At 54.4% G+C, this 22,012-nt stretch carries 22 protein-coding genes; 13 read left to right on the top strand and 9 right to left on the bottom strand.

What is annotated here, in order from left to right; all coding sequences use genetic code 11:
- Positions 1 to 142: 142 nt before the first annotated feature.
- Complete coding sequence (locus HCH49_RS18935; RefSeq protein WP_048975589.1) at positions 143 to 1,483, top strand: MFS transporter; 1,341 nt, start codon at positions 143 to 145, stop codon at positions 1,481 to 1,483.
- 45 nt (positions 1,484 to 1,528) lie between these two features.
- Complete coding sequence (trmL, locus tag HCH49_RS18930) at positions 1,529 to 2,002, top strand: tRNA (uridine(34)/cytosine(34)/5-carboxymethylaminomethyluridine(34)-2'-O)-methyltransferase TrmL (protein ID WP_048975590.1); 474 nt, start codon at positions 1,529 to 1,531, stop codon at positions 2,000 to 2,002.
- On the opposite strand, the gene cysE is transcribed toward trmL, so the two are convergent.
- The 5 genes from cysE to HCH49_RS18905 all read right to left on the bottom strand — a co-directional run bounded on the left by cysE (position 1,999) and on the right by HCH49_RS18905 (position 5,108).
- The gene (gene cysE, locus HCH49_RS18925) at positions 1,999 to 2,820 is read right to left on the bottom strand and encodes a serine O-acetyltransferase (protein WP_008502718.1); all 822 of its coding nucleotides are present in this window, start codon (positions 2,818 to 2,820) and stop codon (positions 1,999 to 2,001) included. The genes trmL and cysE overlap by 4 nt on opposite strands.
- 74 nt (positions 2,821 to 2,894) lie before the next feature.
- A complete protein-coding gene (gene gpsA, locus HCH49_RS18920) occupies positions 2,895 to 3,914 on the bottom strand; it encodes an NAD(P)H-dependent glycerol-3-phosphate dehydrogenase (protein WP_033147029.1) in 1,020 nt (339 codons plus the stop codon).
- Positions 3,914 to 4,381, bottom strand: a complete 468-nt coding sequence (secB, locus tag HCH49_RS18915; protein ID WP_003860835.1) for a protein-export chaperone SecB — start codon at positions 4,379 to 4,381, stop codon at positions 3,914 to 3,916. The genes gpsA and secB overlap by 1 nt, the downstream gene beginning before the upstream one ends.
- 32 nt (positions 4,382 to 4,413) lie before the next feature.
- On the bottom strand, positions 4,414 to 4,665 hold the full coding sequence (grxC, locus tag HCH49_RS18910; RefSeq protein WP_023309914.1) for a glutaredoxin 3: 252 nt from the start codon (positions 4,663 to 4,665) through the stop codon (positions 4,414 to 4,416).
- Between the two features lie 11 nt (positions 4,666 to 4,676).
- On the bottom strand, positions 4,677 to 5,108 hold the full coding sequence (locus HCH49_RS18905; RefSeq protein WP_023309913.1) for a rhodanese-like domain-containing protein: 432 nt from the start codon (positions 5,106 to 5,108) through the stop codon (positions 4,677 to 4,679).
- 246 nt (positions 5,109 to 5,354) lie between these two features.
- Between HCH49_RS18905 and gpmM the strand changes: the two genes are divergently transcribed.
- Genes gpmM through HCH49_RS18890 form a run of 3 tightly spaced genes read left to right on the top strand, consistent with a single transcriptional unit; the run spans position 5,355 to position 9,128 of the window.
- A complete protein-coding gene (gene gpmM / locus HCH49_RS18900) occupies positions 5,355 to 6,899 on the top strand; it encodes a 2,3-bisphosphoglycerate-independent phosphoglycerate mutase (RefSeq protein ID WP_219940388.1) in 1,545 nt (514 codons plus the stop codon).
- A 33-nt stretch (positions 6,900 to 6,932) separates the two neighbouring features.
- Positions 6,933 to 8,192, top strand: a complete 1,260-nt coding sequence (gene envC / locus HCH49_RS18895) for a murein hydrolase activator EnvC (protein WP_232938891.1) — start codon at positions 6,933 to 6,935, stop codon at positions 8,190 to 8,192.
- A 3-nt stretch (positions 8,193 to 8,195) separates the two neighbouring features.
- Positions 8,196 to 9,128, top strand: coding sequence for a divergent polysaccharide deacetylase family protein (locus HCH49_RS18890; RefSeq protein WP_121426011.1), 933 nt, complete (start codon positions 8,196 to 8,198; stop codon positions 9,126 to 9,128).
- A gap of 3 nt (positions 9,129 to 9,131) precedes the next feature.
- Here the strand turns inward: HCH49_RS18890 and HCH49_RS18885 are convergent, their stop codons facing one another.
- The gene (locus HCH49_RS18885) at positions 9,132 to 9,932 is read right to left on the bottom strand and encodes a glycosyltransferase family 2 protein (protein WP_182071931.1); all 801 of its coding nucleotides are present in this window, start codon (positions 9,930 to 9,932) and stop codon (positions 9,132 to 9,134) included.
- A gap of 205 nt (positions 9,933 to 10,137) precedes the next feature.
- On the opposite strand from HCH49_RS18885, the gene HCH49_RS18880 reads away from it, so the two are divergent.
- Both HCH49_RS18880 and HCH49_RS18875 read left to right on the top strand, forming a co-directional pair.
- The gene (locus HCH49_RS18880; RefSeq protein ID WP_214538998.1) at positions 10,138 to 11,343 is read left to right on the top strand and encodes a glycosyltransferase; all 1,206 of its coding nucleotides are present in this window, start codon (positions 10,138 to 10,140) and stop codon (positions 11,341 to 11,343) included.
- A 15-nt stretch (positions 11,344 to 11,358) separates the two neighbouring features.
- Positions 11,359 to 12,273, top strand: a complete 915-nt coding sequence (locus tag HCH49_RS18875; RefSeq protein WP_094935084.1) for a hypothetical protein — start codon at positions 11,359 to 11,361, stop codon at positions 12,271 to 12,273.
- 27 nt (positions 12,274 to 12,300) lie between these two features.
- Here the strand turns inward: HCH49_RS18875 and tdh are convergent, their stop codons facing one another.
- Positions 12,301 to 13,329 carry an L-threonine 3-dehydrogenase gene (gene tdh, locus HCH49_RS18870; protein ID WP_023309906.1) on the bottom strand — a complete coding sequence of 343 codons (1,029 nt, stop codon included), beginning with the start codon at positions 13,327 to 13,329 and terminating at the stop codon, positions 12,301 to 12,303.
- 9 nt (positions 13,330 to 13,338) lie between these two features.
- Positions 13,339 to 14,535 (bottom strand): glycine C-acetyltransferase, encoded by a 1,197-nt coding sequence (gene kbl / locus HCH49_RS18865; protein WP_024906617.1) that lies wholly within the window; start codon positions 14,533 to 14,535, stop codon positions 13,339 to 13,341.
- A 215-nt stretch (positions 14,536 to 14,750) separates the two neighbouring features.
- Between kbl and rfaD the strand changes: the two genes are divergently transcribed.
- From rfaD to HCH49_RS18835, 6 genes are read left to right on the top strand one after another with little or no spacing between them, the layout of a single operon-like run.
- A complete protein-coding gene (gene rfaD / locus HCH49_RS18860) occupies positions 14,751 to 15,683 on the top strand; it encodes an ADP-glyceromanno-heptose 6-epimerase (protein ID WP_008502707.1) in 933 nt (310 codons plus the stop codon).
- A 2-nt stretch (positions 15,684 to 15,685) separates the two neighbouring features.
- Positions 15,686 to 16,732, top strand: a complete 1,047-nt coding sequence (rfaF, locus tag HCH49_RS18855) for an ADP-heptose--LPS heptosyltransferase RfaF (RefSeq protein WP_069303476.1) — start codon at positions 15,686 to 15,688, stop codon at positions 16,730 to 16,732.
- A gap of 3 nt (positions 16,733 to 16,735) precedes the next feature.
- Complete coding sequence (gene rfaC / locus HCH49_RS18850) at positions 16,736 to 17,719, top strand: lipopolysaccharide heptosyltransferase RfaC (RefSeq protein ID WP_033147035.1); 984 nt, start codon at positions 16,736 to 16,738, stop codon at positions 17,717 to 17,719.
- A 3-nt stretch (positions 17,720 to 17,722) separates the two neighbouring features.
- Positions 17,723 to 18,832, top strand: coding sequence for a glycosyltransferase family 9 protein (locus tag HCH49_RS18845; protein WP_221703225.1), 1,110 nt, complete (start codon positions 17,723 to 17,725; stop codon positions 18,830 to 18,832).
- A gap of 5 nt (positions 18,833 to 18,837) precedes the next feature.
- Positions 18,838 to 19,746, top strand: a complete 909-nt coding sequence (locus HCH49_RS18840) for a glycosyltransferase family 2 protein (RefSeq protein ID WP_221703224.1) — start codon at positions 18,838 to 18,840, stop codon at positions 19,744 to 19,746.
- Positions 19,734 to 20,945 carry an O-antigen ligase gene (locus tag HCH49_RS18835; RefSeq protein WP_221703223.1) on the top strand — a complete coding sequence of 404 codons (1,212 nt, stop codon included), beginning with the start codon at positions 19,734 to 19,736 and terminating at the stop codon, positions 20,943 to 20,945. Before HCH49_RS18840 ends, HCH49_RS18835 begins: the two co-directional genes overlap by 13 nt.
- A gap of 23 nt (positions 20,946 to 20,968) precedes the next feature.
- Here HCH49_RS18835 and HCH49_RS18830 read toward each other — a convergent pair whose 3' ends face one another.
- Positions 20,969 to 21,925 carry a polysaccharide deacetylase family protein gene (locus HCH49_RS18830; RefSeq protein ID WP_221703221.1) on the bottom strand — a complete coding sequence of 319 codons (957 nt, stop codon included), beginning with the start codon at positions 21,923 to 21,925 and terminating at the stop codon, positions 20,969 to 20,971.
- Between the last annotated feature and the right edge of the window lie 87 nt (positions 21,926 to 22,012).

The raw sequence follows: 22,012 nt of genomic DNA, 5'->3' as shown, positions 1-22,012 counted from the left end.
CCCCCTCGGGCGCTTTTTTACGCCAAAAATAACATCCAGATAACATATTAGATAAGAAAATTTGACATCCACCTGCCGTCCGCAATTGTATAGACAAGCAAATACAAGAACACAAAAACAACATCAGATCGGAGGGGAGCGTATGGCGTATTCAGGTAAGGTGGATATTCAGCAGGTGATCGATGAGAGTTCCTTTTCAGGGTTTCACTGGCTGCTCATTGTGCTGGGCTTTCTGGTTCTGGCGATCGATGGTTTTGATACGGCGGCGATGGGTTACATCGCGCCTACGCTGTCGGCAGAATGGGGGATACACAAACAGGATCTGGGGCCGGTGCTGAGCGCGGCGCTGCTGGGGCTGTCGCTGGGCGCGCTGATTGCTGGTCCGGTATCGGACCGGATGGGTCGCAAGCGCGTGCTGGTCTTTTCGTGCCTGTTCTTCGGCCTTGCGAGCCTGGGGACGGCCTGGGCGCAAAGTCTGAATACGCTCACGCTGTGGCGCTTTCTGACGGGCCTGGGCCTCGGTGCCGCAATGCCTAACGCCATCACGCTGATCTCGGAGTTTGCCCCCCAGCGCTGTCGCGCCATGGCGATTAATACCATGTACTGCGGCTTCCCTCTGGGTGCGGCGGGCGGCGGCGCGATCTCTTCCTGGCTTATCCCCCATCACGGCTGGCGAAGCGTGCTGCTGACCGGGGCGATTGCGCCGCTGATTTTAACGCTGCTGCTGGGGCTGTTTTTACCGGAGTCCGTGAAGTTTCTGGTGCAGCGCGGGAAAGACGTCATGCAGGTCCGCCGTATCGCCAGCCGGTTCGCCCGCAGCACGCTGGATGGCGTCACGGGCTTTTTCCTGGCGGAGGAGAAAGTCGCCTCTAAAAAAGGGAGCGTGTCGCAGCTGTTTTCTATGCCCTGGCTGCCCGGCACCCTGATGCTGTGGGTGACCTATTTTATGGGGCTGGTGATTTACTACGTCCTGCTTAGCTGGATGCCAACGCTGATGCAGGGGATGGGCTATGCTCTGGCGGAATCCGCCTGGCTCACCTCGCTGTTCACCTTCGGCGGCACCGCAGGCATTCTGCTCGCGGGCTGGATGATGGACCGCTGGGAAGCGCATAAAGTTGTCGCGTGTGGTTTCGTGCTGACAATGGGCCTTATTCTTTTACTGGGTATTGAGCATAACCATATCGCTCTGTTTGGTGGGCTGATTTTCCTGATGGGGATCGCGATGAACGGCGCGCAATCGGGCATGCAAACCCTGGCCGCCACCTTTTACCCTACCGAGTGCCGCGCGACGGGCATCGCCTGGATGCAGGGGATCGGCCGCTTTGGCGGCGTGGCGGGAACCATGACCAGCGCCCAGCTTCTCGCTATGCAGTGGCAGGCAGACAGTATTTTAATGATCCTCAGCGTTCCCGCTCTGGTGGCCGCTGCGGCAACCGTCTACAAAATGCTGTACAGCCGCTCGCAGGAACCCGGCGTCGCGTAGTTCCTCTCTTTTCTGCTATTCTGCCCCCGCAATTAAGGGGGCAGCATGCTTAACATCGTTTTATTCGAACCAGAAATTCCGCCAAATACCGGCAATATTATCCGCCTGTGTGCCAACACCGGTTTTCGTCTGCATATCATTGAGCCGATGGGCTTTACGTGGGACGACAAACGCCTGCGTCGCGCAGGGCTGGATTATCATGAATTTACCGCCGTCGTTCGCCATCACGATTACGCCGCGTTTCTGGAAACAGAGAAGCCGCAGCGCATGTTCGCCCTGACCACCAAAGGCACGCCAGCGCATAGCGCCGTGAACTATCAGGCAGGTGACTATCTGATGTTTGGCCCGGAAACCCGCGGCCTGCCGGCCACGATCCTGGATGCCCTGCCCGCTGAGCAGAAAATCCGTATTCCGATGATGCCGGACAGCCGCAGCATGAACCTGTCGAACGCGGTGTCGGTGGTGGTGTATGAAGCATGGCGCCAGCTGGGGTATCCGGGCGCCATTCTCAGAAGTTAAATGCCGTCACCATACTCGAACGTATGGTGAATGCCGTTGAAGTGCTGATCCATGTCCATGGAAGGCTTATCGCTGTCTGGTTTACCGACGATGCGCGCCGGTACGCCAGCGGCGGTGGTATGCGGCGGCACGGGCTGGAGCACCACGGAGCCTGCGCCGATCTTCGCGCCGCGCCCGACTTCAATATTGCCGAGGATTTTGGCACCCGCGCCAATCATCACCCCTTCACGGATTTTCGGATGGCGATCGCCGCTGGTTTTACCGGTACCGCCCAGGGTAACCGACTGCAGGATCGAGACGTCATCTTCAATCACCGCCGTTTCCCCGACGACAATCCCGGTGGCGTGGTCGAGCATGATCCCGCGGCCAATCTTTGCCGCCGGGTGAATATCGACCTGGAACGTCACGGAAACCTGGTTTTGCAGGAAGATCGCCAGCGCGCGGCGGCCTTCATTCCACAGCCAGTGGCCGATGCGGTAAGCCTGAAGGGCGTGGAAGCCTTTCAGGTACAGCAGCGGCGTAGAATATTTATCGACCGCCGGGTCACGCGTGCGCACGGCCTGGATATCGCAGGCGGCAGAGGCGATCATTTCCGGGTCTGCGGCGTACGCCTCTTCCACCACTTCACGAATGGCGATAGCTGGCATGATCGAGGAAGCCAGCTTGTTGGCGAGCATATAGCTCAGCGCGCTGCCGAGATTTTCGTGCTTGAGTAGCGTCGCGTGGTAAAAACTGGCCAGCATAGGCTCGCAGTCGGCCAGCGCCCGGGCTTCGGCTTTAATATTGTTCCAGACGATATCCAGTTCTTCACACGGCATTGCTTACTCCAGACGATAGTTAATGACCAGCCAGTTCTGCGCTGGCTGGGTCATTCAGGTGACAACGGTTCCGACTAGTTACTGCTGCGCTCGTCCTTGCGCGCACGACCTAATAAGGTCAATGCTGCCTCGCGCGCATTTTTTCCGCAATACAATACCTGATAAATTTCCTCGGTTATTGGCATTTCGACACCGAAACGGTGCGCCAACTCGCGGACTTCCCTGGTATTGCGGTAGCCTTCAACCACCTGACCAATCTTCTCCTGCGCGCCTTTAACATCGCTGCCCTGTCCGAGCATCATGCCAAAACGGCGGTTACGAGACTGGTTATCGGTACAGGTCAGCACCAGGTCGCCCAGGCCAGCCATCCCCATAAAGGTGGCCGGATCGGCACCCAGCGCTTCGCCCAGGCGGGACATTTCGGTCAGTCCTCGGGTGATCAGCGCCGTACGCGCATTGGCACCAAAACCAATGCCGTCTGACATTCCGGCACCAATCGCAATCACGTTCTTCACCGCACCGCCCAGCTGCACGCCGATAAAATCGGGGTTGCTGTAGACGCGGAAGCTCTTGCCGCAGTGCAGCAGCTGTTGAAGATCGTCGGAGAAGGCCTGATCGGTGGAGGCCAGCGAAATCGCGGTCGGCAGACCAGCGGCCAGCTCTTTGGCAAAGGTCGGGCCGGAGATGACCGCCAGCGGGATCTCATCACCCAGCGCTTCGCGGGCAACGTCCTGCAGCAGGCGTCCGGTTTCGGCTTCCAGTCCTTTTGTCGCCCAGACAATGCGCGCATCCGGGCGCATCAGCGGCTTAATCTGACGGAGCACGTCGCCAAATACATGGCTCGGGACCACAATCAGAATGTTGCGGCTGGCCGCCAGCGCGGTCGCAAGGTCGCTTTCAAGGTGCAGGGAGTCGGGGAACGGAACGTCCGGAAGAAACGCCACGTTACAACGGTCGCGTTGCAGCGTTGCGATATGTTTTGGATCGTGGCCCCAGAGAACCACTTCGTGACCATTTCTTGCCAGCGTGATGGCAAGAGCGGTGCCGTATGAGCCGGCACCGATCACAGTCATTGACGCATTAACAGTGCTCATCAGGCATCCTGATGTTGTTCAGCACCTTCGCCAGCTTGCTGCTGCAGATAGTTCATGAACAGCGCATCAAAGTTAACTGGCGCAAGGTTCAGTTGCGGGAATGTACCGCGAGAAACCAGGCTGGTGATGCATTCACGCGCATACGGGAACAGAATGTTCGGGCAGTACGCACCCAGGCAATGCGCCATCTGGTTGCCTTCGATACCGCCGATAGAGAAGATGCCGCCCTGCTGTACTTCACACAGGAATGCAGTTTCTTCACCCAGAGATGCGGTAACGGTCACACGCAGCACGACTTCATACACGTCATCTGCCAGTTGGGTAGATGCGGTATCCAGATCAAGTTTAACCTCTGGCTGCCAATCTTTCTGGAAAACATGTGGCGCATTTGGCGCTTCGAAAGAGACGTCCTTGGTGTAGATACGCTGGATCTGGAAAGTCATTTCGGTGTTGTTTTGTTCTGACATGGAAATACCCTTTTTAATTGTCCTAAAGTCTCTTAGCTCAGCAGCGGATCGAGTCCACCACGGGCGTCGAGCGCATACAAGTCATCACAGCCGCCAATGTGCTGCGCATCAATAAAAATCTGCGGAACCGTCGTGCGACCACTACGTTTGATCATCTCTTCGCGTTTAATCGCGTCACCGTCGATCGGCAGTTCCTGGAACGTGACGCCTTTGCTGTTCAGCAGCGCTTTCGCACGATGACAGAACGGGCACGTCGCTTTGGTATAGATCTCAATATTGGCCATGACTGAACTCCTTATTTACCGCGTACCAAAGGAAGATTTTCCCCGCTCCAGCCGGAAATACCTTCTTTCAGCACCGTTACGTTTTCGAAGCCTGCTTTATGAAGCGCGCTGGCAGATTCCTGTGCCTGCATGCCGGTCGCATCGACAACGATAATCGGCTGGGCTTTGTGTTTCTCAAGCTCACCGACGTTGTTCGCTTTGATTTCAGCTGGCAGCAGGTTGATTGCGCCCGCAATGTGACCTTTGCGGAAATCGTCACGCTGACGCAGATCGACCACGACGGCATCTTCTTTGTTAATCAGACGCGTCGCTTCACCACGGGTGATAACCTTAATTTTAGACGTCAGGCTCTTAAATGTGGTGAACAGCACAGCAGCCAGCAGGCCAATCCACGCGATGCTCAGAACCGGATGGCGGCTAACGAATTGCATAATTTCTTGCATGGAGGGTAACTACTCCCGACTAAGTGATAAAAAAACCAGGACAGGAGTATACCTGTGCGTTCTGGCAAATACAGCCAGCGACCATAACCTAATCCATTTTCTGCGGCATGCCACCTAAAAAAATGCCTCAAAATGGTCTGGTGAACATCTTGCCCCTGCGCTTTCTTTGATCTTCTGCGGCTATTTGATCGATTCAGCTGTAGTAAAATTACGCAAATTTTGACTCTTGAGCATGAGGTTGTCGCAATGTCGGTTTCTAAAAAACCTATGGTACTGGTGATTCTGGATGGCTATGGCTACCGTGAAGATAGCCAGGATAACGCTATTTTCAACGCCAAAACCCCGGTCATGGATGCCCTGTGGGCGAAACGTCCGCATACGCTGATTGACGCGTCTGGCCTGGAAGTGGGTCTGCCGGACCGCCAGATGGGCAACTCCGAAGTCGGTCACGTAAACCTGGGCGCCGGGCGTATTGTGTATCAGGATCTGACGCGTCTGGACGTTGAAATTAAAGAACGCACCTTCTTCTCCAACCCAACGCTGTCTGGCGCGGTCGATAAAGCCGTTGCCGCTGGCAAGGCCGTACACATCATGGGCCTGCTCTCTGCTGGCGGCGTTCACAGCCACGAAGATCACATCATGGCGATGGTTGAACTGGCCGCCGAGCGCGGTGCGGAAAAAATCTATCTGCACGCCTTCCTGGACGGTCGCGATACGCCACCACGTAGCGCAAAAGGCTCTCTGCAAGCCTTCGAAGAGAAATTCGCCGCGCTGGGCAAAGGCCGCGTAGCGTCCATCATTGGCCGTTACTACGCTATGGACCGCGACAACCGCTGGGATCGCGTTGAACAGGCCTATGACCTGATGACCCTGGCAAAAGGCGAGTTCCAGTTCGCGACCGCCGTTGAAGCGCTGGAAGCGGCCTATGCGCGTGATGAAAACGACGAATTCGTGAAAGCGTCCGTGATTCGTGCTCAAGGCCAGGCCGACGCCGCCATGGAAGATGGCGACGCGCTGATCTTCATGAACTTCCGCGCTGACCGCGCGCGTGAAATCACCCGTGCGTTCGTCAACAGCGACTTCGACGGTTTTGCCCGTAAGAAAGTGGTAAACCTCGATTTCATCCAGCTGACCGAATACGCCGCAGACATCAAAGCGCCTTGCGCGTATCCGCCAGCATCTCTGGCAAATACCTTTGGCGAGTGGATGGCGAAGAACGACAAAACGCAGCTGCGTATTTCCGAAACTGAAAAATACGCGCACGTGACCTTCTTCTTTAACGGCGGCGTTGAAGAGCCGTTCAAAGGCGAAGACCGCATTCTGATCAACTCTCCGAAAGTCGCTACCTACGATCTGCAGCCAGAAATGAGCTCTGCCGAATTGACGGAAAAACTGGTTGCGGCCATCAAGAGCGGTAAGTACGACACCATCATCTGTAACTACCCGAACGGCGACATGGTTGGGCATACCGGGGTGATGGAAGCGGCAGTGAAAGCGGTTGAAGCGCTGGACCACTGCGTTGAGCAGGTAGCGAAAGCGGTTGAATCCGTTGGCGGCCAGCTGCTGATCACAGCTGACCACGGTAACGCTGAACAGATGCGCGACCCGGCGACCGGCCAGGCGCACACGGCCCATACCAACCTGCCTGTTCCGCTGATTTATGTGGGTGATAAATCACTGAAAGCAGTGGAAGGCGGCAAGCTTTCTGACATCGCGCCAACCATGCTGTCGCTGATGGGTATGCCGATCCCTGAAGAGATGACTGGTAAGCCGCTGTTCATCGTGGAATAATCGCTCCCCATGAGGGGAAAGGCGATTTTTTCAATCACATGGGTCGTGAAGCCGCTTAGGTTATCAGTCAGACCTCTGTTTTACGCCAGCGCACTCAGCGCTGGCGTATTGCTGTGCGCCGCATCCGCCCACGCGGATGACCGCGACCAGCTGAAATCCATTCAGGCCGATATCGCCGCCAAAGAGCGTGCGGTACGCCAGCAGCAGCAGCAACGCTCCGCCCTGCTCGCCCAACTCAAGCAGCAGGAAGAGGCGATCTCCGCCGCCACGCGTAAACTCCGTGAAACGCAAAACACCCTCGCCCAGTTGAATAAACAGATCGACGAGATGAACGCGTCGATTGCCAAACTCGAGCGCCAGCGTGACGCGCAGGAGCGCAATCTTGCCGCACAGCTTGATGCCGCATTCCGCCAGGGTGAACATACCGGACTCCAGCTGATCCTCAGCGGCGAAGAGAGCCAGCGCGGCCAGCGCCTGCAGGCCTACTTTGGCTATCTCAACCAGGCGCGTCAGGAGACGATCGCGCAGCTGAAGCAGACGCGCGAAGAGGTCTCCACGCAAAAAGCCGAGCTGGAAGAGAAGCAGAGCCAGCAGCAAACTCTGCTCTACGATCAGCAGGCCCAGCAGGCGAAGCTTGAGCAGGCGCGCAACGAGCGTAAGAAAACCCTTTCCAGCCTTGAATCCTCCATTCAGGAAGGTCAGAGCCAGCTTAGCGAAATGCGCGCCAACGAATCAAAACTGCGTAACAGCATCGCCCGTGCGGAAGCGGCGGCGAAAGCGCGCGCCGAAAAAGAGGCTCGCGAGGCGCAGGCCGTTCGCGATAAGCAGCAGGAAGCGTCCCGCAAAGGCACTACCTACAAGCCAAGCGAGAGCGAACGTTCCCTGATGTCGCGTACCGGCGGTTTGGGCTCTCCTCGCGGTCAGGCTTTCTGGCCCGTTCGCGGTTCAATTCTGCATCGCTATGGCGAACAGCTGCAGGGTGAGCTACGTTGGAAAGGGATAGTTATCGGTGCGTCTGAAGGTAGCGAAGTAAAAGCCATTGCCGATGGCCGCGTGATTCTGGCCGACTGGCTGCAGGGTTACGGTCTGGTGGTGGTGGTCGAACACGGTAAAGGTGACATGAGCCTTTACGGCTACAACCAGAGCGCGCTGGTCAGCGTCGGCACGCAGGTGCGCGCAGGCCAACCCATCGCCCTTGTGGGCAGCAGTGGCGGTCAGGGCCGCCCGTCACTCTATTTCGAAATTCGTCGCCAGGGTCAGGCGGTCAATCCACAGCCGTGGTTGGGAAGATAAGTTTTGCTTCAATTTCGTCGAATGGTTTTCTCCGTCGTCAGCGCGCTGGCGCTGGCTGCACCAGTATACGCAGGTAAACTCGCTATCGTGATTGATGACTTCGGTTATCGTCCGCACTATGAAAATCAGGTGCTGGCGATGCCGTCGGCCATTTCTGTCGCCGTCCTTCCAAATGCGCCCCACGCGCGTGAGATGGCGACCAAAGCCCATAACAGCGGTCATCAGGTGCTGATCCACCTGCCGATGGCCCCGCTCAGCAAGCAGCCGCTGGAAAAAGACACCCTGCGCCCGGACATGAGCAGCGAGGAGATCGAGCGCATCATCCGCGACGCCTATAACAAAGTGCCGTATGCCGTAGGGCTGAACAACCATATGGGCAGCGCGATGACATCAAGCCTGTACGGGATGCTCAAAGTGATGCAGGCGCTGGAGCGTTACAACCTCTACTTCCTCGACAGCATGACCATCGGCAACAGCCAGGCGATGCGTGCCGCTCAGGGAACGGGCGTAAAGGTGATTAAGCGCAAGGTGTTCCTGGATGATACCCAGAACGAAGCCGATATTCGCATGCAGTTTAATCGCGCGGTACAGCTGGCACGCCGCAATGGCTCAGCCATCGCCATCGGTCATCCGCACCCGTCTACCGTTCGCGTTCTGCAGCAGATGCTGCCGACCTTGCCTGCCGATATCACGCTGGTGCGTCCGAGCGATCTGCTGAACGAGCCGCAGGTGGATACCTCTACACCAAATTCTGCGCAGCCTGCCCCGACAGCGCCGCGTAATCCGTTCCGCGGCGTGAAACGCTGTGTACCGAAGCAACCACTTGAACCGGTCTATGCGACCCGCTTCTTCTCCGTCATCGGAGACAGCATCAGTAACAGTACCCTGGTGAAATACGTCCAGCAGCAGTGGCAGGGATGGGGTAAGAAAGCCTGACGCTTATTTCGCAATCTGAGAGTCCGTCTGCTCGTTAGCAACGGACTCTTTTTTTTCCTGATGCTGATACCAGGATTTGAAATACTTCAAAAAGCTATAGGCTGTGGCATACAGTCCCGTCGCCACCCCCACTTTGCCCTTACGCCAGGCGCCGCTAAACAGATACCATTTGAAAAAAGCCCCGATGGCGCTGATTACGCCGCGCCCTATAGAGGGCCGTATTTTTTGATGTTGAACCAGGCGGGTTGTATAACAATTTAATTTGTTAAAAAGCTCATGCAGCGTGGGAAACGTATCATGTTTTACATAACCCGGAATACGTTCACAACGGAGAAAACCTTCGACCTGATCGTCTACCGGCCTGTTATTAAACCGGGACTGTTTACGATTAAAAAGACGCACAGGATAATCAGGGGATGAAACTGGATAAATCGTCCGGACTTCTTCACCCAGAACAAACCAGTGGCGGCATATTCGCCATGCCATTCCGGGGTCTGGCTCATCGCCTGCTTTTAACGTTAAAACGGCATTAACCGTTTCCTGGTCAAGAATTTCGTCGCTGTCGATGCACAGGACCCAGTCATTGCTGGCTAAGGATATAGCATGGTTCATCTGCTCGCCATGCCAGCCAAATTTTTTATAGACAGGTAGCAGTCCAAAACTTTCACAAATATATCGTGTTTTGTCCGTACTGCCAGAATCGACCACGACAATTTCATCCGCTATTTTCAAAAGAGGCGGGATAACATCGTGCAATAATCTTTCAGAATTAAACGTTAATAAGCAGACCGTTATTTTAAACATTTTCCCACTCTCAATAGCAGCCTAAATTAATATTATTAATACTATATAAATGAGTAGAGACGATTAAAGTCCTGAATCACACTTTTCAAATAAGCACGCTTGAAATTTTGTCTAATTCTCAAGAGCAATAAAATAGAAAAATCTATTTTATTTCAACAGATTCTTTATAATGCAGTCAGATGAAGGGTAGCACACGGATTCAGACATGCCGCACAAAAGTAAAATTCTCCTCCTGGATACGGGTAAAGAATGGGGGGGAGGCACCAACAGTATGCTTGAGCTCCTGAAGCGAATCAATCGCGATAAATTCGATATTACCTGTTGTTTTTACAGTGATTATAGTCGTGCTGAAGGTGAGACAATTGGCCAGGTGCTCAACGGCATCGGCATCCCGCTCATCGTGATCCCTCAACGTCCGCAGCCGGTCTGGGCCAAATTGTTGAAGGAAGCGGGACGTAGCCTGCTGTTTTTCTCACGCAGCGCCCGCAAGGCATTGACGCGTCACGTGGATATCATGTGGCGCATCAGGCCTAACGTCAGCAAAATCGAGACCCTTTTCACGCAGGGCGGTTTCGATACGCTCTATATGAATAACCAGCCGGGCTCAAACGAGGAAGGCTATCTGGCGGCGGCGAACCTGCAGGCGCGGTTGATCCAGCACTGCCGCATTGAGCCCGTTTTGACCCCGCCGCTGGTAAAGCTGGTTAATGCCCATGCCACAAAAATCATCGCCGTCTCGCACGGCGTTGAACGCGTGTTGCTTCAGCATGGCGTCCGGCCCGAACTGTGTACAACGGTCAATAATGCCATCGACATCCACCAGCCTTTACCTGACCGACGCGCAATGCGCCAGCGCCTGAACATTGATGACGACACGTTTGTGTTCGGCAGTATTGGGTCGTTAATCCCTCGCAAAGCCAACCACCACACGCTGGAGGCGCTGGCACAGTTCAGCCAGAAGCATCCCGAGGCGAAATGGAAAATGGTGCTGGTCGGCGAAGGTGCCGAACGCCGCGCTTTAGCGGAACAGGCCCGAGCGCTGGGAATTGAAAACCACGTCATCTTCACCGGTTTTCAGAATACCCCATTTAATTACCTCGCTACGTTTGACGCCTTTATTCTGGCCTCAAAAAGCGAAGGGCTGCCGCGCGTGGTGCTGGAAGCGATGCTTCTCAATATCCCCGTGATTGGCTCTCAGGTGACCGGCACGGCAGAGTTGATTGATCATGATTCGACAGGGCTGCTCTTCCCCTGGAGCGATGTTTCACAGCTTGCACAGCATCTGGACAATATCTGGGCAGATGCGGAGCTGCGGGCTCGACTGGCGGCAGCTGCATACCAGAACGTCTGTCATACCTATGCCATCGAAAACTATGTCAGCGGTGTCGAAGCCGTGCTTGGCGCGCACTAACCAAACGAGATAACTATGTTTAAATTTCTTAATGCTCGCTATCGTCATATCACCGGGCGACACAACATTCCTTACAGCTCTCTGCCCGTGACGGGCGCGCTTGCTGCGGTGGATTCTATTGTGATTCCGTGTACCGGCGCAGATTTCGTCGAAGAAGCATTACTCTCTGCCACCTTCGCGGAACGTTATGCCACCGGGGTGAGCGAAATCGTCATCGTCAGCGATCAGCCTGAATCCGCCTTTGGGGTACTGCCGCCGAAAACCCGCGTCGTGACGCTTAACCTTCCCGTACGTGAGGAAAGTTACCGCTATAAGCAGATCTACCTCAGCCGTCTGGTGAAGCTTAACGCCCCGCTGCAGGCTCGCGGTGAAGGGGTATTGATGATCGATTCCGATCTCAACTTGCTGAAAATGCCAGAGATCAACATGGCCGATATGCACATCTACTCCAGCTTCCGTCAGGGCAAAATGATTGCTAAGCTGGATGGTGCGCCAGAGGAGAAAGTGCCGGCATATTACAAAGAGACGGTGCGCCCGTATCTGGTCGATCACGTTAACGGCGCGTTTCTTGCGGCAACCAAAAAAACCTGGCGCCGTATCTGTCCGCTATGGCTGACGCTGTTCCAGGATACCTGGGAGCTGATGGACGACACGCAGCCGCCGACCGATCAGCTGCCGCTCGCCGCGCTGCTGGACATGCTGGATTTAAAAACGGTTAACCTGGGTGACTGGATGAACTGGCCGGTCTCGAAGAAAATCGGCGGTCAGGAAGCCGTTGTGCCGAAAGAGGTGATTGGCGCGCACGGCGGTTTCCCCCTCTCCGAATGGCAGAAGTATCTTGAATCGCCGGATAACAAACTGCTGTTCAAAGGTCAGGACTACACCCGCAAGGTGCGTTACCTGACGGACGAAGAGAAAAAGAATCAGTGAAAAAAGGGGCCTCAGGCCCCTTTTTGATTACTTATCCCAGCTCAGGATCACTTTACCTGACTGGCCGGAACGCATCGCGTCAAAGCCCTGCTGGAACTCATCGATGGAGAAACGGTGAGTAATAATCGGGGACAGATCCAGACCGGACTGGATCAGCGCCGCCATCTTGTACCAGGTCTCGAACATCTCGCGGCCATAGATGCCCTTGATGAACAGCCCCTTGAAGATGACTTTGTTCCAGTCGATAGACATGTCTGACGGCGGAATACCCAGCATCGCGATACGGCCACCGTGGTTCATGGTGTCGAGCATGGTGCGAAATGCCGGCGGCGCGCCGGACATCTCCAGGCCAACGTCAAAGCCTTCGGTCATGCCCAGCTCTTCCATCACGTCGGTCAGGCTCTCTTTCGAAACATCCACCGCGCGGGTGACGCCCATTTTGCGCGCCAGCGACAGACGGTATTCGTTCACGTCGGTGATTACAACGTTGCGCGCGCCCACGTGCTTCGCTACGGCTGCCGCCATAATGCCGATTGGGCCCGCACCGGAGACCAGCACGTCTTCACCGACCAGGTCGAAGGAGAGCGCCGTATGCACCGCGTTGCCGAACGGGTCGAAGATGGAGGCCAGGTCGTCAGAGATATTGTCCGGGATTTTGAACGCGTTAAACGCCGGGATCACCAGGTATTCCGCGAAGCAGCCCGGGCGGTTTACGCCCACGCCAATGGTATTACGGCACAGGTGCGTACGTCCGCCGCGGCAGTTACGGCAGTGGCCGCAGGTAATATGGCCTTCACCGGAGACGCGATCGCCAATTTGGAAGCCTTTCACTTCCTGGCCGATACCCACCACTTCACCGACATATTCGTGACCGACAACCATCGGTACCGGAATGGTTTTCTGCGACCACTGGTCCCAGTTGTAGATGTGAACGTCAGTACCGCAGATGGCGGTTTTACGAATTTTGATCAGCAGATCGTTATGACCGACTTCCGGCTCCGGCACGTCGGTCATCCAAATCCCTTCTTCCGCTTTCAGTTTGGATAACGCTTTCATCACACGTCCTCAGGCAATTACGCCCAGCTGTTTGCCGATGCGGGTAAAGGCTTCCACCGCACGTTCAATTTGTTCAGGCGTATGCGCCGCAGACATCTGGGTGCGGATACGCGCCTGACCTTTTGGCACCACCGGGAAGAAGAACCCGGTGACGTAAATCCCTTCTTTCTGCAGTTCGCGGGCAAATTGCTGCGCGACGACCGCATCGCCCAGCATCACCGGAATGATCGCGTGGTCAGCACCGGCCAGGGTAAACCCTGCGGCGCTCATTTTTTCACGGAACAGACGGGCGTTGGACCACAGGCGGTCGCGCAGCTCAGCGCCGGACTCCACCATCTCCAGCACCTTGATGGAGGCGGCAACAATGGCCGGCGCCAGGGAGTTGGAGAACAGGTACGGGCGAGAGCGCTGGCGCAGCCACTCGACCACCTCTTTACGCGCGGCGGTATAGCCGCCGGACGCGCCGCCGAGCGCTTTGCCCAGCGTACCGGTGATGATATCCACGCGGCCCATCACGTCACAGTATTCGTGGGAACCGCGGCCGTTTTCGCCGACAAAACCGACCGCGTGAGAGTCATCAACCATCACCAGCGCGTCGTATTTATCCGCCAGGTCGCACACGCCCTTCAGGTTGGCGATCACGCCGTCCATGGAGAACACGCCGTCGGTGGCGATCAGCACGTGGCGAGCCCCCGCTTCACGAGCCTCTTTCAGGCGCGCTTCCAGCTCGACCATGTCGTTGTTGGCGTAGCGGAAACGCTTCGCTTTGCACAGGCGTACGCCGTCAATGATGGAGGCGTGGTTCAGGGCGTCGGAGATAATCGCATCTTCTGCGCCAAGCAGGGTCTCAAACAGACCGCCGTTGGCGTCGAAGCAGGAGGAGTACAGAATCGCGTCTTCCATTCCGAGGAAGCTCGCCAGCTTTTGCTCAAGCTGCTTGTGGCTGTCCTGCGTACCGCAGATAAAGCGTACGGAGGCCATGCCGAAACCGTGGGTGTCCATGCCGTTTTTTGCAGCGGCAATCAGCTCAGGGTGATTCGCAAGACCTAAGTAGTTGTTCGCACAAAAGTTGATCACATGGCTGCCGTCGGCAACGGTGATGTCCGCCTGCTGGGCAGACGTGATAATACGCTCTTCCTTGAACAACCCTTCCGCACGTGCGGTGTCGAGGTCGCTGTTTAACTGTTTGTAAAAATCACCACGCATTGCAATTCTCCAGACTCGGCAAATTTCGGGACATATTACCCAAACCTATAGTTCATGACGAGATGACACGTCATCTCTTGTCGTTTTTGCAGCATAAATCACGCGTACCCCTGCGCTGTGAAGGTGAATGGCTGAAGGGCAGCCATACTAATGATATGATAGAGACATTAGCGTCCGGGATTGTCCCCGGGCTCCACACTTCAAAGGTTACAGTTATGATCATCGTTACCGGCGGCGCGGGCTTTATCGGCAGCAATATTGTTAAGGCTCTCAATGACAAAGGCATCACCGACATCCTGGTGGTTGACAACCTGAAAGACGGCACCAAGTTCGTCAACCTGGTGGATCTGAACATCGCTGACTACATGGATAAAGAAGACTTCCTTATCCAGATTATGGCAGGCGAAGAGTTCGGCGAGATCGAAGCCATCTTCCACGAAGGTGCGTGTTCTTCCACCACCGAGTGGGACGGCAAGTACATGATGGACAATAACTATCAGTACTCCAAAGAGATCCTGCACTACTGCCTGGAGCGTGAAATTCCGTTCCTGTATGCCTCCTCCGCGGCAACCTACGGCGGCCGCACCTCGGACTTTATCGAATCCCGCGAGTATGAACAGCCGCTGAACGTCTACGGTTACTCCAAATTCCTGTTCGACGAGTACGTGCGTCAGGTGCTGCCAGAAGCGAACTCGCAGATCGTCGGCTTCCGTTACTTCAACGTCTACGGACCGCGCGAAGGTCACAAAGGCAGCATGGCGAGCGTGGCGTTCCACCTGAACACCCAACTGAATAACGGTGAAAGCCCGAAACTGTTCGAAGGCAGCGACGGCTTTAAGCGCGACTTCGTTTACGTGGGCGACGTAGCCGCAGTGAACCTGTGGTTCTGGGAAAACGGCGTATCCGGCATCTTCAACCTGGGTACAGGCCGCGCGGAGTCCTTCCAGGCGGTGGCTGACGCAACGCTGGCGTATCACAAAAAAGGCAGCATCGAGTACATTCCGTTCCCTGACAAGCTGAAAGGCCGTTATCAGGCGTTCACCCAGGCTGACCTGACCAACCTGCGCGCCGCAGGCTACGACAAGCCGTTCAAGACCGTTGCCGAAGGCGTAACGGAATATATGGCCTGGCTGAACCGCGACGCATAAGTATGAAGATTCTGGTGATCGGCCCGTCATGGGTGGGCGACATGATGATGTCGCAAAGTCTCTATCGCACGCTCAAGGCGCGTTATCCCCAGGCGATAATCGACGTGATGGCACCCGCGTGGTGCCGTCCGCTGTTGTCGCGTATGCCGGAAGTGAACGAGGCGATCCCGATGCCGCTTGGCCACGGGGCGCTGGAAATTGGCGAACGCCGCAAGCTCGGCCATAGCCTGCGCGATAAGCGCTACGATCGGGCGTATGTCCTGCCAAACTCCTTTAAATCCGCCCTTGTGCCTTTCTTTGCAGGTATCCCACATCGCACCGGCTGGCGCGGTGAAATGCGCTACGGCCTGCTGAACGATGCGCGGGTGCTGGATAAAGAGGCCTGGCCGCTGATGGTGGAGCGCTATGTGGCGCTGGCCTACGACAAAGGCGTGATGCGCAGTGCGAAAGACCTGCCGCAGCCGCTGCTGTGGCCACAGCTTCAGGTTAACGACGGTGAAAAATCCCAGACCTGTAACGCGTTTGGTCTATCGTCTGAACGCCCGATCATTGGCTTCTGCCCCGGCGCCGAGTTCGGCCCGGCAAAACGCTGGCCGCACTACCACTATGCGGAGCTGGCGAAACAGCTGATTGACGAAGGCTACCAGATTGTCCTGTTCGGTTCGGCAAAGGACCACGAGGCAGGCAACGAAATTCTCGCGACGCTCAGTAATGAACAGCAGGCCTGGTGCCGCAATCTGGCGGGAGAAACGCAGCTTGAACAGGCGGTTATTCTGATTGCCGCCTGTGAGGCCGTGGTCAGCAACGATTCGGGCCTGATGCACGTCGCCGCCGCGCTCAACCGCCCGCTGGTGGCGCTGTATGGCCCAAGTAGCCCGGACTTCACGCCCCCGCTTTCTCATAAAGCGCGCGTCATCCGCCTGATCACCGGCTATCACAAAGTACGCAAGGGCGATGCCGCAGAAGGCTACCATCAGAGCCTGATCGACATTACGCCAGAGCGCGTTCTCGAAGAGCTTAACGAACTGCTGTTGAGCGAAGAAGGATAACGAATGCGGGTACTGATCGTTAAAACTTCTTCGATGGGCGATGTTCTGCATACGCTCCCGTCACTGACGGACGCCATGCGGGCCATTCCCGACATTCGTTTTGACTGGGTGGTGGAAGAAGGCTTCGCGCAGATCCCCACCTGGCATGAAGCGGTTGACCGCGTGATCCCGGTGGCGATCCGCCGCTGGCGCAAAGCGTGGTTCTCCGCGCCGATTAAAGCCGAACGCAAAGCCTTCCGTGAGGCGGTGCGGGCACAGCATTACGACGCCATCATCGACGCCCAGGGGCTGGTGAAAAGCGCCGCGCTGGTGACGCGTCTGGCACACGGCGTAAAGCACGGCATGGACTGGCATACCGCCCGCGAACCGCTGGCGAGCCTGTTCTATAACCGTCGGCACCACATCGTAAAGCAACAGCATGCCGTAGAACGTACCCGCGAGCTGTTTGCAAAAAGTCTGGGCTATGCGAAACCGGAAACCCAGGGCGACTACGCCATTGCGCAGCACTTTTTGCGCAATACAGATCCCTGTGCGCAGCCTTATCTTGTCTTCCTGCATGCCACAACGCGCGACGATAAACACTGGCCGGAAACGCACTGGCGAAGCCTGATTGAACTAATGCAACCTACCGGCATCCATATTAAACTGCCCTGGGGCGCTGAACATGAGCGGCAGCGTGCAGAGCGTCTGGCAGCAGGTTTTTCACACGTCGAGGTATTGCCGAAACTCACGCTGGCGCAGGTTGCCGCGCAGCTGGCGGGAGCGAATGCTGTTGTTTCCGTTGATACAGGTTTAAGCCATTTAACCGCGGCGCTGGATCGTCCGAATATTACGATTTTTGGTCCGACCGATCCCGGATTGATCGGGGGTTACGGTAAAAACCAGCATCAGATGGTCAGCCCGACCCAGCAAACGAAGGATATCAGCGCAGATGCTATTTTTTCATTTTTACAGGGCAGCCGTTGGCTTTCCAACAGGGATATCTAACGCATGAGTTACGTATTTCTGCTGATTTTACTCTTTCCGGTGAAGCTTATCCGGAAGCTGTTCCGCAAAGAGACAGGTAAAAACCTGGTCATTCAGACAGCAAAAATCGGCGATTTTGTTAATGCAACGCCCCTTCTGGCATACCTGCAAAAAAGCGACGTGCTCATCAGTCGTAGCGTAGGTGCGCTGGCGAAGCATGATGAGACGATCGATGAGATTTTTTTTATCGAGCAGCATAAGCGTAACCTGTGGCGAAAGCTGGTCTTTGCCTGCCGGATCATGAACCGCTATGACAATGTCTATCTCCTGCAACCCAACAGCGTGAACCTCTTTTTCGCCTCCGTGTGTAACGCTAAAAACAAACAGTTTTTAAGCACTTACACGCGCAGATGGTATCACGGTATTTTCTATGCAACGGCAGACGGTACTGTTGAACACGGTAAGAAGACTCTTTCAGTCACGAACTATCTCAAACTGGCCGATCGCACCTTAACCTGGCAAGACTCGCCAAAGCACGCCACAAAGCCACTTTTCAAACCTGCGACCTATCCGGCAATCCTCGATAAACCCGGCGTGATCCGCATTGGCATCAGCGTAGCCGCGGGAAATAAAGCGAAAACCGTTCCGCCGGTCATCTGGAAGCAAATTTCCGATCGTCTCGCCGACCTGCCCTGCGAATTTTATGTGTTTGGCGCCCCGAATGAACAATCGTGGATGGACGACATCACCCGCGCTTATGGTGAACTGCCCAACTTTATTAACCTGATTGGCAAAATCTCGCTTGAAGAGCTGCCGTGGGCCATTTCTAAAATGGATTGCTATATCGCGTCTGACTCGGGGAATGTCTACATTGCCGATGCGGTCGGCGTGCCGGTAATCTTACTGTTCGGGCCTTGTTGCCACTATGAACAGCGTCCGCTGGGCAACGTATTGCTGATTGGTAATGATGACAACATTTGCTCATATGTTTTTGAAACACGATATTACTTCTCACAGAGCCGGGAAGAACTCTTCGCTGTAACAGACGAAGCGCTACGTGAACTCAAACTCTTCATTTGCGAGTTACCCACAATTAATACAGACGCATACTCCTTTGATGCTCAGGGAAACTAATTATTATGGCTTTTCTAAGCATCATTATTGCCGCGCATAACGCCAAAGATACGCTTCACACTACGCTAGAAAGCCTGCAAAACGCGATTGAGGGTGCGGGGGATGATGTAGAGATCATTATCTTTAACGACAGTTCAAACGACTCAACGCAGGATATTATTGAAGCGTGGCTGCCAATGCTTCCGAATGCGCAATCCCGATACGTCGAGTACCGTAACGTAGGCCATGTTCGAAACAGTGCCCTCTCGCTGGCCACAGGTGAATACATTACCATGCTGGATAGCGATGACCGGATGAAACCGGGCAGCATCAGGGACGCGGTGGCGTTTCTCAAATCAGAGCGCCCTGATATGCTCCTGACGCGCCTGCTGGAAATTCGCGACACCAAAAAAATGACAGCCGACTGGCAGGGGTTCTCTCCTGTTGCTTTGTCACAACATGAGGCAATAAAGCGGTTCCTGCAGCACAAAGATTTTCAGGCACATCTCATCGGGCAATTCATTCATCGGGAATTGTATGTGAATAACCCGATTCCTTCGATGATTTGTTATGAAGATTTCGCCGTGTTTCCCGGCATGCTGATGCAATCGCGTAAAATAGTCTATCAGCGTCAGGGGCACTATTATTACATCAAACGTAACGACAGTTTGTCGAGCCGTCTCGACGCCAGTAAAATCGCTACGCTGGTTGATTGCACATTGCAAATGGAAGAAACATTCCCTCGTTCTTTTAAGCATCTTGTTAATTGTCACTGGTTTGATATCTACAGAAACCACCGGCAGCATCTGACTGACCTGCAACTCAAACTGGTTAAACAGCGGGTCAATGCACTTTATTCTCTCTCTTTCTTCTTTACCAGAGATGTACGTTTCAGCTACAAAAAAAGGGTCATTGAGGCATTATGGAAAAAGTAAAACTGCGGCTTTATCAGCTGACGCTGATTTTGAGCCTTATTTCGCTTGCGCTGGCGCTGCTGAGTTCAGGTAAGCAGCGAGAGGTTTTCTATATTGCGATTTATGCCAGCATTATCGGCTTAGCGTGCGAATATAAAAAAATCACAATGCGTCCTTTTTCTATCGCATTGCCGATTTTATTGATTGGCCTGCTTAATCTTGGCTGGTATCTGGTGTATGAATATCATAGCGAAGGTCTGAACGTTTATAGCGATTATCTCGGTGCAAGTAAAAAATTAATTCTGGCAAGTATTCTCATTTTTTACCTTGACCGGTTTAAGTCTTATATTGATAGAGCATCCTTCCAGAAATATTTTTTATACGCCTCTGGTGCAGGGTTTATACTCGCCACTGGCTATGGCTTATGGCAGGCTTCACAGGGTATGGGGCGTATCGAGATGGCCATAAACCGTGCGACCGTGTCGGCCTATGTTTATTCTGTATTGTCACTGGCGTTTGTATACAGCCTTTATCTACAGAAAAATATCAAACTGTATGTAGCCGCAGGACTCATCATCTTAATATCTTATTTCGTCATTCTTCTAACGGGCACCCGTGCCGCAATGGGGTTATATCTACTCCTGGCGATTGTACTCACGCTTTATCACTTCAGAAGAATACACCTTAAATCTACGCTGATTTTCTTATGTATTGTGGCGGGTATTGTTATCGTTAGCTACAAACCATTAATCCTACCCAAGCTACAACAAACACAAGCTGAAGTTGAAAGTTATCAAAAAGGTAATGATGCAACCTCGCTCGGCGCACGTTTCTCTATGTGGAGTGTTGGTATTCAAAACGGTCTTGCCCATCCTTTAGGGCAGTCAGTTGAAGACCGCGAAATATGGACACAGCAATATGTGAAAAATGGGCACCCACACCTCGCGGCTGCCCTCGAGTTTATCAGGGTGCATCTGCACAATGAGTTTATTGAGAAATATTCTCTGCAGGGGATCCCAGGGCTGGCGATTTTAGTGTTTTTCTATATATCGATGATCGTTTACGCCCTTAAAAACAGAAATGGCCTGCTGCTAACGACCATGCTTCTTTTATTACTCTATGGCCTGACTGACGTCATACTGTTGAGTTCTGAAGCTTTAATCTTCTTTGTCACCGTATTTGCGCTGAGTACCCCTTTTTCGCAAACCAGGCAACGCTAATGATAATGCCCGCCTGGCGGGCATTATTTTTTCTTGTACTGATAAAACTCCGCCAGCGTCATCCCTACCGTCTTATCGGATAACCAGCTAAAGAGCGTTTCTAAATCCTGATACAACCCTTCAATCGCCGCCTCATCTTTAAACGTTGGGCTTCCGCCAGGCATAAATTCCGACGAATGAAGCATAAACTCCACGTACTCACTTCCCTGCGACAGGCATTGCTGTGCGACCTGAATCATTTGCTCCGCATTCCCACCGGACGGTCTTAGCCAGTTCACAGAGGGAGAGCGGTATTTACCGCGAAGCCTGTCGTAACCCTGTTTGATCGTGTTCAACCACGCCGGGTGTTTATACTGAATGCTCATCGGCACTTCGAGTAATGGGCTATGGCCTGCCCGGGAAATATTGTCTAAATCCATGAAATAGGCGTGGTCGGGGAAATGCTGATAATCCGTTCCGCCATTACCCTGTGGGGCGCCTTTCGCATTGCGCCAGTTCACGCGTGGCGTCACGGAGCAATCCACCTGGTAGCCCAGTTCAACGAGCAATTTTGCGTAGCGACTGTCAAATGCCCAACGTCCGGCACGGTGGCTTAACATTTTGGTCTGGAAGGTCTCTTCCAGCAGGCGGGTCATGAATAGCACTTTTTCGCGCATCACCTCATCCGAAAATTCAACCAGATAAGGCTGCCATCGCCAGTCATCGCCCGTGAGATCGTGTTCCGGCGGGCTATTCCATGCGTGAAGGTGCATTCCCACCTCCCCCTGACCGCGGGCGATCGCGTCCCTGGCGAATTCGATGAAAACGGGCTCGATCGCCATCTCGTAATTGGTCAGCCACACGGGCTTAAAGCCGAAACGCTCACAAAGCGCCTGGAAACGCGCCAGATAACGCGCATTTTCCGTTTTAATGACGCGGTGATTTTGCCAGAGATTATCGCCCTCAGTATCAATTGTGATGATAAACGCTGGTTTGTTCATAATGAGTCCGCAAGACAGGAAAGTTAGCGCTATGTTACGCACTCTCCAAAGCATGAGTAAACCCTTCCAGGGAAATTACTGAGATTA

The sequence above is a fragment of the Enterobacter sp. Y17 genome (assembly GCF_019730495.1).
Lineage (GTDB): Bacteria > Pseudomonadota > Gammaproteobacteria > Enterobacterales > Enterobacteriaceae > Enterobacter > Enterobacter asburiae_B.
Note: the sequence above shows the minus strand (reverse complement) of the source record. Positions and strands in the feature narration are given on the sequence as shown.